Origin of the sequence: Acinetobacter sp. ACNIH2 (assembly GCF_002934965.1) — a bacterium.
Lineage (GTDB): Bacteria > Pseudomonadota > Gammaproteobacteria > Pseudomonadales > Moraxellaceae > Acinetobacter > Acinetobacter tandoii.
This window is the reverse complement of sequence record NZ_CP026412.1, coordinates 1278581-1291375: the sequence shown is the minus strand read 5'-3', so window position 1 is coordinate 1291375 and position 12795 is coordinate 1278581. Positions and strand designations below refer to the sequence as shown.

18 protein-coding genes and 2 tRNA genes are annotated in these 12795 nt (G+C 39.5%); 13 read left to right on the top strand and 7 right to left on the bottom strand.

Annotated features, from left to right (window positions below; translation table 11 throughout):
• Nucleotides 1-31: 31 nt before the first annotated feature.
• From C3F34_RS06085 to C3F34_RS06075, 3 genes are read right to left on the bottom strand one after another with little or no spacing between them, the layout of a single operon-like run.
• Complete coding sequence (locus C3F34_RS06085) at nt 32-283, bottom strand: hypothetical protein (protein WP_104441254.1); 252 nt, start codon at nt 281-283, stop codon at nt 32-34.
• Nucleotides 273-1457 carry an Arm DNA-binding domain-containing protein gene (locus C3F34_RS06080; RefSeq protein WP_104441253.1) on the bottom strand — a complete coding sequence of 395 codons (1185 nt, stop codon included), beginning with the start codon at nt 1455-1457 and terminating at the stop codon, nt 273-275. Before C3F34_RS06080 ends, C3F34_RS06085 begins: the two co-directional genes overlap by 11 nt.
• 12 nt (nt 1458-1469) lie before the next feature.
• Nucleotides 1470-1685 carry a hypothetical protein gene (locus C3F34_RS06075; RefSeq protein WP_004684369.1) on the bottom strand — a complete coding sequence of 72 codons (216 nt, stop codon included), beginning with the start codon at nt 1683-1685 and terminating at the stop codon, nt 1470-1472.
• A 110-nt stretch (nt 1686-1795) separates the two neighbouring features.
• Between C3F34_RS06075 and C3F34_RS06070 the strand changes: the two genes are divergently transcribed.
• Nucleotides 1796-2005 carry a helix-turn-helix domain-containing protein gene (locus tag C3F34_RS06070; RefSeq protein ID WP_084792783.1) on the top strand — a complete coding sequence of 70 codons (210 nt, stop codon included), beginning with the start codon at nt 1796-1798 and terminating at the stop codon, nt 2003-2005.
• Nucleotides 2006-2456: 451 nt separating this feature from the next.
• Here C3F34_RS06070 and C3F34_RS06065 read toward each other — a convergent pair.
• Together C3F34_RS06065 and C3F34_RS06060 are read right to left on the bottom strand one after the other, a co-directional pair.
• Nucleotides 2457-2532, bottom strand: a tRNA-Gly gene (locus tag C3F34_RS06065).
• Between the two features lie 39 nt (nt 2533-2571).
• A tRNA-Gly gene (locus C3F34_RS06060) sits at nt 2572-2647 on the bottom strand.
• Nucleotides 2648-2846: 199 nt separating this feature from the next.
• Between C3F34_RS06060 and C3F34_RS06055 the strand changes: the two genes are divergently transcribed.
• From C3F34_RS06055 to C3F34_RS06035, 5 genes are all read left to right on the top strand, one after another.
• A complete protein-coding gene (locus tag C3F34_RS06055) occupies nt 2847-3155 on the top strand; it encodes a BolA family protein (protein ID WP_016165636.1) in 309 nt (102 codons plus the stop codon).
• Nucleotides 3156-3170: 15 nt separating this feature from the next.
• The gene (locus C3F34_RS06050) at nt 3171-3560 is read left to right on the top strand and encodes a SirB2 family protein (RefSeq protein ID WP_104441252.1); all 390 of its coding nucleotides are present in this window, start codon (nt 3171-3173) and stop codon (nt 3558-3560) included.
• An 84-nt stretch (nt 3561-3644) separates the two neighbouring features.
• On the top strand, nt 3645-4484 hold the full coding sequence (locus C3F34_RS06045; protein WP_104441251.1) for a ParA family protein: 840 nt from the start codon (nt 3645-3647) through the stop codon (nt 4482-4484).
• Between the two features lie 14 nt (nt 4485-4498).
• Nucleotides 4499-4891 (top strand): hypothetical protein, encoded by a 393-nt coding sequence (locus tag C3F34_RS06040; protein ID WP_104441250.1) that lies wholly within the window; start codon nt 4499-4501, stop codon nt 4889-4891.
• Between the two features lie 214 nt (nt 4892-5105).
• A complete protein-coding gene (locus C3F34_RS06035; protein WP_104441249.1) occupies nt 5106-5696 on the top strand; it encodes a LysE family translocator in 591 nt (196 codons plus the stop codon).
• A 3-nt stretch (nt 5697-5699) separates the two neighbouring features.
• Here C3F34_RS06035 and C3F34_RS06030 read toward each other — a convergent pair whose 3' ends face one another.
• Nucleotides 5700-6341 carry a DedA family protein gene (locus C3F34_RS06030; protein ID WP_044739569.1) on the bottom strand — a complete coding sequence of 214 codons (642 nt, stop codon included), beginning with the start codon at nt 6339-6341 and terminating at the stop codon, nt 5700-5702.
• 190 nt (nt 6342-6531) lie between these two features.
• Here C3F34_RS06030 and C3F34_RS06025 point away from each other — a divergent pair, with 190 nt between their 5' ends.
• The 6 genes from C3F34_RS06025 (at nt 6532) to C3F34_RS06005 (ending at nt 10235) form a co-directional block, all read left to right on the top strand.
• Nucleotides 6532-6957 carry a DoxX family protein gene (locus C3F34_RS06025; RefSeq protein ID WP_044739570.1) on the top strand — a complete coding sequence of 142 codons (426 nt, stop codon included), beginning with the start codon at nt 6532-6534 and terminating at the stop codon, nt 6955-6957.
• Between the two features lie 181 nt (nt 6958-7138).
• The gene (gene guaA, locus C3F34_RS06020) at nt 7139-8707 is read left to right on the top strand and encodes a glutamine-hydrolyzing GMP synthase (protein ID WP_044739571.1); all 1569 of its coding nucleotides are present in this window, start codon (nt 7139-7141) and stop codon (nt 8705-8707) included.
• A 247-nt stretch (nt 8708-8954) separates the two neighbouring features.
• Entirely contained in the window at nt 8955-9485 is a 531-nt protein-coding gene (locus C3F34_RS06015; protein ID WP_104441248.1) for a PadR family transcriptional regulator, read from the top strand.
• A 16-nt stretch (nt 9486-9501) separates the two neighbouring features.
• Nucleotides 9502-9687 (top strand): hypothetical protein, encoded by a 186-nt coding sequence (locus tag C3F34_RS06010; protein WP_044739573.1) that lies wholly within the window; start codon nt 9502-9504, stop codon nt 9685-9687.
• On the top strand, nt 9656-9733 hold the full coding sequence (locus C3F34_RS20805; RefSeq protein WP_416333160.1) for a hypothetical protein: 78 nt from the start codon (nt 9656-9658) through the stop codon (nt 9731-9733). Before C3F34_RS06010 ends, C3F34_RS20805 begins: the two co-directional genes overlap by 32 nt.
• A 187-nt stretch (nt 9734-9920) precedes the next feature.
• On the top strand, nt 9921-10235 hold the full coding sequence (locus C3F34_RS06005) for a DUF3861 domain-containing protein (protein WP_044739574.1): 315 nt from the start codon (nt 9921-9923) through the stop codon (nt 10233-10235).
• A gap of 23 nt (nt 10236-10258) precedes the next feature.
• Here the strand turns inward: C3F34_RS06005 and C3F34_RS06000 are convergent, their stop codons facing one another.
• Nucleotides 10259-11542: a GGDEF domain-containing protein gene (locus C3F34_RS06000; protein WP_104441247.1), complete on the bottom strand. Its 1284-nt coding sequence runs from the start codon at nt 11540-11542 to the stop codon at nt 10259-10261.
• Between the two features lie 304 nt (nt 11543-11846).
• Between C3F34_RS06000 and C3F34_RS05995 the strand changes: the two genes are divergently transcribed.
• Nucleotides 11847-12794: a pirin family protein gene (locus C3F34_RS05995; RefSeq protein WP_044739575.1), complete on the top strand. Its 948-nt coding sequence runs from the start codon at nt 11847-11849 to the stop codon at nt 12792-12794.
• Nucleotide 12795: the final 1 nt, after the last annotated feature.

The following is a 12795-nucleotide window of genomic DNA, read 5'->3' as shown; positions in this document are numbered from 1 at the left end:
GTCATCAATTGGATGACCTTGTATGTTTGTTTTATGAGTGAGCGAGACTCATTAAGCGGAGACGGGCCTGTTGGGCCAAGTCATCGTAATGGGCTTGCCCTTCATCCAGCATTCGCTGCAGCCAGAGTCTCAATGCTTGGTGATCATCGAAGCATTTATTGATTTCCAGCAAAAAGGCCAGATTGTGCAGTTTGGGAATGTGTAACTCATGAATGAGTTCACGAGCGACCAAATCTGCTTCAGGACTGACGACTACACCGCCAAAGAAAGCTTTACTGTTCATGAGCAGGCTCCTCTGTATTTAGTCTTTCCAGCATGGCTTCAAAAGCACTGCCATCACGACGTGTGACGTTTGGAATGTAGCGGCTGTAAACACGGAACAGCATTTCAGTGGTCGAATGACCTAGCTGACGTGCAATCCATTCAGGATTTTCACCCGCAGATAACCAAAGTGTGGCAGCTGTGTGACGTGTCTGATAAGCACGACGAGGCGTTAATCCTAAAAAGCGCAGGATAGGGTGCCATACACGCTTATTAACTAAACGGTAGTCTAGAGGACCACCATCACGGTTGCAGAAGACGAAGTCCGATTTTCCGTTGTTGAGGCTTTTCTGTTGCAGAAAGGCTTGGTACACCCGGTCATTCATCTGGATCGTGCGGTCAGAACCATACGTTTTGGTTCCACCAAGAACACCATTCACTAACGCTTCACGGATATGGATCTCACGACGTTGCAAGTCGATATTTTTCCATTGAAGGCCATCGATTTCACTGGTGCGCATACCCGTAAAAAAGCGGATGGTGTAATAAGGTTTAAAGTCGTCACGAACAGATGTAATAATTCGCTGAACTTCTTCAAGAGAGAAAGGCGTGACTTCAATCCGACCTTCTTTCAAACTTTTTATGTTTTTGTAAGGGCTATCAAAATCATATCGTTCGGATGCGCTATCTAGTATCATACGAAGTACTGTCATAATCTGGTTGATTCGTGATGGTGAAAGGCATTCTTGGTTATTTCCGTATGTCACTTTGGCGAGGGATGAACGGAATCCAAGGATGTCTGACTTTTTGATGTTAATAACAGGAATTGTTCCGAAATATGGAGTTAAATATTTTCGAATAACAATCCTAATTTTTTCTGCATAGCTGCTACGCCATTCTATTTCTTTATCAGCAACCCATATTTCACAGTACTTAGAAAAAACAGGTGCTTTAGAACTCACTGCATTGATTTGGTTTTCAGCAGCTTTAATTTCTGCCAGTCGAGCACTTTTGGGAAAATATTTTGCATAATCAAATACACCTAAGAGCATTTCAGCTTCCATACGTTCAATCGCTTTTTCAAGTTTTTTACGATTGTTAGGTGTATCTTCCATTGCAGTTGTTTCACGGCAACGCTTATTTAAGTACCGAAAATCAATTGTAAGCTTGCCGTATCTTGTACGGATTGAGGCCATGTGATTGAACTCCTATTGTAGTTGTAGGCTATGAAGAGAGCCGAACGAGGTTTTTGTCATATCTTCCTCAATGCGTTCCCAAACAAAAAGAATTTTGCGCCCACCAAATGGGCGAATGTAATGAACGCCTTCAAGTAAGACGCTATCTTTGAGTTGATTTCGGATAGTACGCTCGTTGTAATGAATTCGTTCCGAAAGTTCTTTTGTAGTAAGATACGTGAAGTTCATATGTATATCCTTTTAAAAAGTATCACAATGATGTTATTTAAGATTACAATGCAATACTATAAGCATTTAATACATCATGCAAGTACTTTATTACACAATGGTGGTAATTAATGATAGTTTGCAATTTGCCAGTCTTATTAGCAGAACGCAGAATGAAGGTTGCGGATGTTGCGCGTGAAACAGGGATGAGTAAAACCACTCTGCATAAACTTTATAATGGTCAATCGACTCGTATTGATTTTGAAACTATTGAGAAGCTCTGTTTATTATTAAATGTAGAGGTAGGAGATCTTCTGAAATTACAAGCTGAAGAATCTTAAGACGATGAAATATTTATGAAATTAAGGTGACCAAATTTGGTCACCTTATTTTTTTAGAGTATTTTTGATTGTGGGACAAGTATGTAGATGTTGAGTTAAGTAGGGCTGAATTTTAAAAACTTAAAATGATCTGTATTTGTCGAGAGTTTTATTGCGTGACCAAATTTGGTCACGATCCTATTTGATCTTGTAAAAATATTGAATTGAAAATAATAGAAGTCTAATGACATAGAAATTTTCGGTGGAATAATTTTTTAAGCAGTTTTAGAAAGGGGTTCTTATCTTTTTGATTTATTGAAGGCACTTTTTGGTCACTTATGGTCACCTGCAAATTGAAGACGTTGGGATAGACGTTATTTGAAAGCAGTCTAAAAAGCTTTCTTATTTTAAAAAATATAATAAAATCAACAATAAAAAAGCCCCAATCTTTCGATCAGGGCTTTTTTGAATCTGGAGCGGGAAAGGAGACTCGAACTCCCGACCCCAACCTTGGCAAGGTTGTGCTCTACCAACTGAGCTATTCCCGCATATTGAGCAGTTTTTTCTAAAACTTACACTAAAAAATTTGGAGCGGGAAACGAGACTCGAACTCGCGACCCCAACCTTGGCAAGGTTGTGCTCTACCAACTGAGCTATTCCCGCATGCCGTGTATAATACAGTATGAAAAATGATGGTCAATATGTTTCTGAAAAAACTTGTATCAATTGCATAAAATACAAGCATTTTATGCCGGATTTTCTAAAAAATTACGGTTGAAACCCTAAAAGTCACCTCTGAATACAAAACATAGAGGTAGAACAGCTATACTGTATACAATGGATAAGATAAAGGCAGATTCTCATGAGCTTAGAATTACAACTGCGTGACCGTTTACAGCAATTGGCACCGACTTATTTAGAAATTGTGAATGAATCTTCGGGGCATGGTGGTTATTTTCCTGGCAAAGAGTCCCATTTCAAAGTGGTGATTGTCAGCGAAGCCTTTGATGGCTTACGTTTAGTGCAACGTCATCAAAAAGTATATGCCGCTGTGGGGGATTTATTGGCACCGAGTCGCATTCATGCACTGGCAATTCATGCCTTTGTAGAATCGGAATGGCAGGGACAAGACACGTCAAGCCCTGAATGTGCACATGCACCTAAGCATTAAGGATATTGGCTTGTTATGGATGCTCAAATGTTGTTAACGCTGCATTGGTTGGCTGTTGTATTGGCGGGTGTTGCAATTGTGATTCGCGCGCGGAGTTTATTTTCGGGCACCGAAGGTAATTTGCCGAATCCATCTGCACGTAAATTCTTTGTGGCTTTTCAGCACAGTACTATGACCTTGTTGATTTTGACAGGTGTTGCCTTGTTGGTGATGAAAGGTTTTGAGGTACAGTCTTGGTTTTATGCCAAAATCATTCTGTTTTTCGTACTGTTATCTTCTTTAAGCAAAGCCTATAAGAAGCAGGATCAGATCGTTTTGGCACAACGCCGTGCTGGCTTGTTTTTAGCCGTAGTGGCGTTTGTTGCAATTTTGGGCTTGGTGATGATTCAGCCAAATTTTGGTTGATTGTCAGACATTTTCGATAACGATAAAAAAATGATCGTTTACACTGCTGAACGATCACAGATAAGAATTGAGGGAGGGGGGAATATGCGGACACGTGTGGTGTTTAATCAGAAAGGTGGTGTAGGCAAGTCGAGTATTACAGTCAATTTGGCTGCGATTAGTGCTTATCAGGGCTTAAAAACACTGGTGATTGATTTGGATCCGCAAGCTAACTCCAGTCAGTATTTATTGGGGGATGATGCGACTTATTCGGTGGATAAACCTGCATTAGAACCGAATATCGAAAACTATTTTGAAGAAGTGTTGGGAACAACCCAAAGCAAAGCAGGTTTACTGGGCAATGCGATTGGCTCTTTACTAAAAAATCGTTCCAAAGGTTTGGAAAGTTATGTGCATCAAACCCCGTTTAAGCAACTTGATGTGATTCCAGCCAGTCCGAGTTTAGGGGCTTTGGCACATGCTTTAGAAGCCAAACATAAAATTTACAAATTACGGGATGCTTTGAAGTTACTCGAAGGCAAATATGACCGTGTTTATATTGATACTCCACCAGCCTTCAATTTTTTTACTCTGTCGGCATTAATTGCCGCAGATCGCGTGTTGATTCCGTTCGATTGTGATGTATTCTCAAAACGCGCCCTACAAAGCCTCATTGAAAATGTGATTGAAACCCAAGATGATCATAATGACCAACTGGAAATTGAAGGCATTGTGGTGAATCAGTACCAAGCACAAGCTAAGTTGCCGCGTGAAGTGGTGCAGCAACTAAAAGATGAAGGCTTGCCAGTATTGGAAAATATGTTGCCACCTTCAGTGCTGATGAAAGAATCCCATCATCAAAACCAGCCATTAATCTATTTAGCTAAAGATCATAAATTGACGCAGGCCTATCTTTCATTGTTCAATGAAATTGAGCAAAAATAAGATTGAGAAAACAGATGAAAAAAATTGCTTTATCTATCCTTGCTGCAAGTGGTTTATTGCTGACAGCGTGTGCAACCACGGTTAAACCGACTTATGTTTCGCCTACACAATATCAGTCATTGAACTGTCAACAATTACAGGCAGAGTATGACCGTATTCAACAATATTTAGACCAAGGTGTTTCAGTACCCAAAAGTACGGGAATGGGAGTCGATGTTGGACTAGGTGGTGGTTGGAGCCGTGGAGGAGGCTGGGGCTTTGGTCCAAGTGTTTCATTAAATATGGGACAGTCTTCAAATACCAAAAAGACCGAGATTTCCCGTTTGATGGGCCAGCAAGATGCTATTGTACAAGCTGCTCAGTTTAAAAACTGTCCAATTAAAGTAGTACCAAGAACTGCAAAATAGCTATTTCACCCTTTATCATTGCACCACTGAAAGGATGAAGGGTGAAAGTTTTTCAAAATATTTCAATATAAAATATAATATAAATAAAGACTTATCTTGGTTTATTGTATTGTATACAACTTAACGGTTCTCAATTTAGACTAGGTTCGGCTTGTCCTTTAGGGTGGGTTTCAGATAAGGTGTGCAACACTTTAAGCTTGAGTAATAGGTTTTTATGATTGAGAGTTGGCTATTTGTATTTGCGATGATTGCGGTGTTCCTGATTCCAGGACCGACCAATGCATTACTGGCAAGCTCTGCGCATCAACAAGGTATTCCTAAAACCAGTTTACTTATTCCGGCCGAATTATTGGGCTACATCTATGCAATTAGCTTGTGGTCGCTGTTTATCCATTTGACCTATCCTGTCTGGCCTCATTTGATTACCTTGCTGCATGTGTTGAGTGCATTATATGTGTTCTGGATCGCATTTCATTTATGGAAGTCGACGCATTTGCAATCGCATCATCAAAAGCATCCTCATATTCGACCACATCAACTGTTTTTTTCCACGCTTAAAAACCCGAAAGCACTACTTTTCGCTGCTGGAATTTTACCATTAGAAATGTGGAATAGTAGTTTGAGTGCAGGTTTGGTCTTTTTAGTCTTTTCTTTAATTTTGATTCCAGTTGCGCTGTTCTGGATGGTCTTTGGCAAAGCGATTTTGGCGGGAAATTTAAAGCAAATAAAAGCCGATCATTTATATAAAGGATCGGCCATGTTATTGATTATCTGTATGTTGCCAGTGGTAATTCGATTCTTTTAACGCTTATGCTTTTACTTTATTTTTTGCTAGTTTCTGACGAATAAAACCGATAATGCCTGGTAAGATACTGATAATAATAATCCCGAAGATTAAATGGGTGAAATTGTCTTTGACTACAGGCATATTGCCAAATAAATAGCCGAGTGTAATAAACGAGGCAATCCAGCAAAAAGCACCAATTAAATTATAGGTTAAAAAGAATTTATAATTCATTTTTCCTGCACCTGCGACAAAGGGTGCAAAGGTACGGGCAAAAGGTACAAAGCGGGCAAAAATAATGGTTTTACCACCATGTTTTTCAAAGAATTTTTGGGTATTAATCAAGTGCTGTTTATTAATAAAACGCGAATCAAGTTCAAATACCCGTGGTCCAATATATTTACCAATATGGTAATTCAGGGTGTCACCTAAAACTGCTGCAATAAACAGTAAAATGCCCAAGACCCAAGGATCCATTGCTCCTGTAGATGCTGCCAATGCCCCTGCAGCAAATAACAAGCTGTCGCCAGGTAAAAATGGCATGACCACTAAACCTGTTTCGACAAAAATAATTAGAAATAAAATAGCGTAAATCCATACCCCATAATTTGTAATAAATTCGAGTAAATGGTCATCTACGTGTAAAATAAAATCAATGAGTTCCATGGGGTAAAACATCGCGAAAATGTAGCCAAATCCTAGCAGTCCATATACGGAAAGTCAGTATAAAAACGTAATTAATTTTAGCTATCTATTGTTTCAAATATAAAACGATAAGTCTGAAAAATGCATATTTATTCTATTATCAACAAAAACTAAGCTGTGCCTATCCACAAAATTAAGAAAAGGTTCAATTATGTTTAATCCAAATGTTGTTGTGAAAAATATCGTGACTCAACCTGCGTTTGATAACGCTGTGAGTTTAATCGCCCGTGTACTCCTCGCGTATATCTTTTTGGTTGCGGGCTGGGGTAAATTGACCGCCTATAGCGCTACCGTTGGTTATATGGAAGCAATGGGGGTGCCAGGTGCATTATTGCCTTTAACTATTTTGGTTGAATTTGGCGGTGGTTTGGCACTGTTATTTGGTTTCCAAGCGCGCTTTGCTGCACTCGGTCTAGGTATATTTAGCCTTATTACCGCGTTCATTTTCCACGGTGGTGCAGACGATGCCATTAATTTTATGAAAAACTTTGCTATGGCAGGTGGCTTATTTTTCTTGATGCTGCATGGCGCAGGCAAGTTCAGTCTAGATGCCCTTATTGAAAAATCAGAGGTTTAAATTATTTGCTGTAGGATTCAGCAATCCTATTGCAAGTCAGAAGCACCGATAAGTTCGGTGCTTTTTATTTAAATATTTGTTTTATATGTATATTTATTGGTTGTCCAAATAGTGTGCTTAATAACTGGAAAAATGGTAGAATATGGCGCTTATATTCGTTTGCCTATCATAGTTGTTTGTCATGACTACCAATTCTCAAATTACTGAAGATCGTATCCTTATTTTGGATTTCGGCTCTCAATATAGTCAGCTTATTGCACGTCGCGTACGCGAGGCGGGTGTATATTCTGAAATGTATGCCTACGATATGTCTGAAGAAGACATCCGTGCGTTTAATCCAAACGGTATTATTTTATCGGGTGGACCTGAAAGTGTGCATGAAGAAGGCAGTCCACGTGCACCGCAAGTGGTGTTTGAATTAGGTGTGCCTGTATTGGGAATCTGTTACGGTTTCCAAACCATGTCTGAACAACTCGGTGGTAAGGTTGAAGCGGGTACAGTACACGAATTTGGCTATGCTGAAGTTGATATTCAACAGCGCGATCACTTAATTGGTCAGCTTCAAGACCGTGAAAACCAATTACACGTGTGGATGAGCCACGGTGACAAAGTGAGCCGTCTTCCAGAAGGTTTTACAACAACTGCAAGTACACCAAGCTGCCCATTCGCTGCGGCATCTGATGAAAGCCGTCGTTTCTATGGCGTGCAGTTCCACCCAGAAGTTACGCATACTGCAAAAGGTGCAGAGTTATTATCTAACTTTGTTCACAAAATTTGTGGTTGTGGCGGTTTATGGACACCAGAACACATTATCGATCTTCGTGTAGAACAACTACGTGAACAGATTGGTGATGAAAAAGTTCTACTTGGTTTATCTGGCGGCGTAGATTCATCAGTTGTGGCTGCTTTATTACATAAAGCGATTGGTGATCAACTGACTTGCGTATTTGTAGACAACGGTTTACTTCGTTTAAACGAAGGTGATCAAGTGATGCAAATGTTCGCAGACAACATGGGTATCCGTGTGATCCGTGCCGATGCAGAAGAGCGTTTCTTAACAGCGTTGGCAGGTGAAGTTGATCCTGAGAAAAAACGTAAGATCATTGGTCGCGAGTTCATTGAAGTATTTGCAGAAGAAGCACGTAAACTTGATGGCGTGAAATTCTTGGCTCAAGGTACGATCTATCCAGACGTAATTGAATCTGCTGCAAGCAAGCAAGGTAAAGCACATGTGATTAAATCGCACCACAACGTGGGTGGTTTACCAGAAGATTTAGCATTTGACCTTGTTGAACCATTACGTGACTTGTTTAAAGATGAAGTACGTAAACTAGGTACAACTCTAGGTTTGCCGCATAGCATGATTTACCGTCATCCATTCCCAGGTCCAGGTTTGGGCGTGCGTATTTTGGGTGAAGTGAAAAAAGAATATGCAGATATTCTTCGTCTTGCGGACGACATTTTCATGCAAGAACTTCGTGATAGCGGTTGGTACGACAAAACTGCACAAGCATTTGCGGTATTCCAACCTGTTAAATCAGTTGGTGTAGTCGGTGATGGTCGTCGTTATGCATGGGTAATTGCACTTCGTGCGGTTGAAACTGTGGACTTCATGACTGCTCGTTTCGCGCACTTACCGTATGAATTGGTCGACAAAATCTCAACGCGTATTATGAATGAAATCAAAGATGTTTCACGTGTTGTTTACGACGTGTCATCTAAGCCACCAGCAACAATTGAGTGGGAGTAATTCAGAGATTTCAAGAAGCGAAGCTTCTTGCCTGAATTACGCCAAGAGCTATGCTCGCGGCAAAATAGAATGATTTAAGAAAGAGCGCTTAGGCGCTCTTTTTTTATTGCTTGAGATGCAGATCTATTTAAAAAAACTCACCTTTAGAACAAAATTCTTAGTACATAAAAACAAAGAGTGTTTGCTTTAAGATATATAAAGATATATCTTAATAAGTATAAATTCATCTATAAAGCGAATAAATATTATGAAACAGGGTTCCCATCATGACTATGAGTCGTACTCCCATTATACAGAACGCCCGCATGGTGGACGTCGTGGTCGTTTATTTGAAGCAGGTCGAATGAAATTATTGGTGCTATATCTGATTGCCCAAGCCCCCAAACATGGTTATGAACTGATTAAAGATATTAGTGAATTGGTAGGAGGCGGTTATAGTCCAAGTGCAGGCACCATCTATCCGACTTTAACATATTTAGAAGATATGGGTTTTGTTCAAGTGCAACTGACAGAAGGGGATCGTAAGCAGTTCTATATTACGGATGCGGGAAAAATACATTTAAAAGAACAGCATTCCGTGATTCAGCAGCTATTAGATAAGTTGGAAACCAAGCGAGATATACAAAATAAAGATGAGCTGATGGATATTCATCGTGCTATGGAAAACTTAAAAACTTCACTACGCCTAAAACTAAATGCTAAACCTCTTGATGCTGAAACCGTGCGTCAGATTGCTGCACAAATTGATGCTGCTGCCGTGGCAATTGGTCGACTTTAAGGATCTCGAGCCTAGTATGCAAAGTCAGGAATTATTAAAACAGGCACATTTAAAAGTCTCTTCAGCTCGCACTTCCATTTTGCAGCAATTATTGGATGCCACAGTAGCGTGTAGTGCAGAACAGCTATATTTACAAAAGTGGTTTGAGTTTGGCCACTATCTATCGCGTACTGACAGAGCTAGAACAAGCAAAATTGATTGAACGACAATACCATCAACGCGCCAAAGCCAGTTTTGTAATACGGTAACAACGAACGCAGTTTCAAATCTTATATTTGTAAAATGGGCAAGTCGAAGTATTTTAACATCAAGATTTATCCAACTATCTGAACCAGTTGACTGATGTTATGCAACAGCAACTGGTCAAGGTTGAACTCATCTTACATGTACAACCTAAAGCTGAGTTTTAAATTTATTCGTTAAAAGGACAATAAAATGAAACAACATCAATATCATATTACAGTGCAACATCTTTGTGATGCCAAGGGACAACCCTCAACCTATACTGAAAAATTGGCATTCAATGTAGGTAATCATGATGATATTTTGGCGATTGTCGAGCGTATGCAACAGGCAAAATTGTTTGATAAAGATGCCACTGCTGCATTTGCACTTGGATTAAAGTTGTTTGGTGAAACACTGTTGGAAAATCGTCAGCATCCTTTATTTGAACAGCTATTACCGCAGTTTGGGCAATTTATGAAACAGCTTAAATACACATTGGCACAACAGACCACAGTTCAAGAGTAAGAGAAGAATAATCTAGGATGGACTTAGACTTCATTCGGTAAAGAATCAAAACAGACTACTTGATTGCGCCCATTCTGTTTGGCGCGATAAAGGGCAACGTCGGCTTCTTTAATCAGTAGATGTAAATCGACGTCTTCAGGATCAAGTTGTGAAACACCAATTGAAATGGTGAAATTAAGTTGAATATTATTGCCAATATACACCGTAGAGGATTCAATTTTTTGTCTTAATCGGTTGGCAATCATCATAGCATCTTCTAGTGCAGTTTCGGGAAGAAGCGCAACAAACTCTTCGCCACCAAAACGTGCTAAGACATCTTCACGCCGCATTTCTTTGCGTGCGATTTCCGCAATATTCTGTAGAACTTGATCGCCAATATCATGACCATAGCTGTCATTAATGCGTTTAAAAAAGTCGACATCAAACATGAGCAAACAAATAGATTGATATTGTGGCCATTGATGGATTTTTTGATCAGCAATCAATTCAAATTGGCGACGGTTGTTTAATTGGGTGAGTTCATCAGTATGTGCCAGCTCACGCAACATGTGACGATCCCATTCTTCTAACATAGAGCGTAAGAAGGTGCGGCGCGCATTTAAAGTGTTATTCCAGCTGATATATAAGCTAAAGATAAGAATTGGAATATAGACCAGTAAAAAGATAATCGTTTGTTGTAGTGTGTTATTAAGATGTATGACGCCAGAAATAATGACAGCACTGATGAGTAATGCCGTTAATACTGAAGGCCGAAAGCGGACTTGAATAGATAAACAACCCAATAAGATAAAAATGACTGAAGCATATTGATAAAAATAAACACTCGAGTTTTCGGATTGATGGAGTAGCCAGAACCAGACTGTGGCAGCGAAAGCACTCGAGATCGGTAGCAATAAGTCTAAAGTTAGAATGTTTTTACAGTATTTAAACATCGCCCAATTCAACAGCATAAAGCTTGATACTGCACTTGTACGTGCTATGCCTGAAATATAGACAATATCTGGCAATAAAAACCAATCCGCAAAAAAATAACAGAGAAAGGACAGTTGTGCTAAAAAATTAATTTGTCTTAAATGATGTCGTTGATGCACATTTTGATAACTGTAATAACACTCTTCAAATTGTGGCGGAATGGGGGCATTACGATCTTGTAATGCATTGACGATTGCCGCACGATTTTCAGGTTCGCATAATTGGGAGGGTAAAATGTAAGTATTGTCAGGGCTATGCTGAATTTTATGGCGGTTTTCTAATTCGATGTTGTGCTTATGACCCAATTCAGTCTGTCCATATCCTCCTTTAATCATAGGCTACTGCTCCATTGTATTTACAATGCATTCTTATGAAATAATAAACATTAATCACAGTTTTGTATATAAAATGCACATTTTTCATTGGAATAGGTATGTAAAACTAAATTCTTTGTTCTTGTTCATATTTTTTCATTTTATTCGATATATGCGATGCATTATATAGACAGCTGTATTTTATTGTATGGAAATTTTATCTTTCAGATAAAGATTTACATGTAAATTTTAAATTGAACTGGTCGTTTGTAGAGGTTATCGCTATGCTGATGTGATTGGATAAACATAGTTTTAGGATAACAATATGACGAATAGTAACTATATTGAACTTTCAGATTCAGATGATTGTGAAAAATATATTAACCAATTTATTCAAGAGTTTCCGCTACGTTCAGCAGAAATTGGTCAAGGAACTGTTATTAAACGTGCTTTGCCAAGTCGTCATAAACGCATGATTGGAGCATGGTGCTTCTTGGATCATGCAGGCCCAGTCAGTTTTCCTCAAGGGGATGGTTTGGATGTAGGACCTCATCCACATATTGGTCTGCAAACTTTCACATGGATGATTGAAGGCACCATGATGCATACGGATAGTTTAGGTTCGAAACAGCTAATTCGCCCGAAACAGGTGAATTTAATGACCGCGGGTTATGGAATTTCACATACCGAAGTTGCTCCTGCGACAGAAACCCATATGCACGCAGCGCAACTCTGGATTGCTTTGCCTGATGACAAGCAGAATATGGCACCGCGTTTCGATCATTACCCAGAATTACCCACTTTAGAACAAGACCAAGTTGAATTTACGGTGTTGGTGGGTGAGTTCTTAAATGTAGTTTCCCCTGTAAAAGTGCATACCGAACTGTTGGGTGTCGATATGAAAGCCTTGGCGTCGACCACAACACGGTTGCGACTAAATCCAAAGTTTGAATATGGTTTTTTAGCATTAGAAGGCACCGCTGTTGTTAATGGTCATGAATTAAATGATGACAACATGTTGGCATTAGAACCAGGTGTAACAGAAATTACAGTGGAATTGCATGAGGGAGCGCGTATTTTGTTGCTTGGCGGGGAACCCTTTGAATCGGCAATTTTACTGTGGTGGAACTTTGTAGGGCGTACTCAAGAAGAGTTGCAGTTAGCACGTGAACAGTGGGTCAATCAAGATGAGCGCTTTGGAAGTATTCCTGATTATGATGGACCGCGTTTAGAAGCCCCTGTTTTCCCAGATAAAATGAAAGCATCAAAATAAC

What these genes read in the sequence shown, in the direction of transcription:
- C3F34_RS06055 (WP_016165636.1), top strand. Translation starts at nt 2,847, where the DNA reads ATGAGCTTAGAATTACAACTGCGTGACCGTTTACAGCAATTGGCACCG.
- C3F34_RS06015 (WP_104441248.1), top strand. Translation starts at nt 8,955, where the DNA reads ATGAAACAGGGTTCCCATCATGACTATGAGTCGTACTCCCATTATACA.
- C3F34_RS05995 (WP_044739575.1), top strand. Translation starts at nt 11,847, where the DNA reads ATGACGAATAGTAACTATATTGAACTTTCAGATTCAGATGATTGTGAA.
- C3F34_RS06070 (WP_084792783.1), top strand. Translation starts at nt 1,796, where the DNA reads ATGATAGTTTGCAATTTGCCAGTCTTATTAGCAGAACGCAGAATGAAG.
- guaA (WP_044739571.1), top strand. Translation starts at nt 7,139, where the DNA reads ATGACTACCAATTCTCAAATTACTGAAGATCGTATCCTTATTTTGGAT.
- C3F34_RS06010 (WP_044739573.1), top strand. Translation starts at nt 9,502, where the DNA reads ATGCAAAGTCAGGAATTATTAAAACAGGCACATTTAAAAGTCTCTTCA.
- C3F34_RS06000 (WP_104441247.1), bottom strand. Translation starts at nt 11,542, where the DNA reads ATGATTAAAGGAGGATATGGACAGACTGAATTGGGTCATAAGCACAAC.
- C3F34_RS06035 (WP_104441249.1), top strand. Translation starts at nt 5,106, where the DNA reads ATGATTGAGAGTTGGCTATTTGTATTTGCGATGATTGCGGTGTTCCTG.
- C3F34_RS06045 (WP_104441251.1), top strand. Translation starts at nt 3,645, where the DNA reads ATGCGGACACGTGTGGTGTTTAATCAGAAAGGTGGTGTAGGCAAGTCG.
- C3F34_RS06080 (WP_104441253.1), bottom strand. Translation starts at nt 1,457, where the DNA reads ATGGCCTCAATCCGTACAAGATACGGCAAGCTTACAATTGATTTTCGG.
- C3F34_RS06025 (WP_044739570.1), top strand. Translation starts at nt 6,532, where the DNA reads ATGTTTAATCCAAATGTTGTTGTGAAAAATATCGTGACTCAACCTGCG.
- C3F34_RS06030 (WP_044739569.1), bottom strand. Translation starts at nt 6,341, where the DNA reads ATGGAACTCATTGATTTTATTTTACACGTAGATGACCATTTACTCGAA.
- C3F34_RS06040 (WP_104441250.1), top strand. Translation starts at nt 4,499, where the DNA reads ATGAAAAAAATTGCTTTATCTATCCTTGCTGCAAGTGGTTTATTGCTG.
- C3F34_RS06075 (WP_004684369.1), bottom strand. Translation starts at nt 1,685, where the DNA reads ATGAACTTCACGTATCTTACTACAAAAGAACTTTCGGAACGAATTCAT.
- C3F34_RS06050 (WP_104441252.1), top strand. Translation starts at nt 3,171, where the DNA reads ATGGATGCTCAAATGTTGTTAACGCTGCATTGGTTGGCTGTTGTATTG.
- C3F34_RS06085 (WP_104441254.1), bottom strand. Translation starts at nt 283, where the DNA reads ATGAACAGTAAAGCTTTCTTTGGCGGTGTAGTCGTCAGTCCTGAAGCA.
- C3F34_RS06005 (WP_044739574.1), top strand. Translation starts at nt 9,921, where the DNA reads ATGAAACAACATCAATATCATATTACAGTGCAACATCTTTGTGATGCC.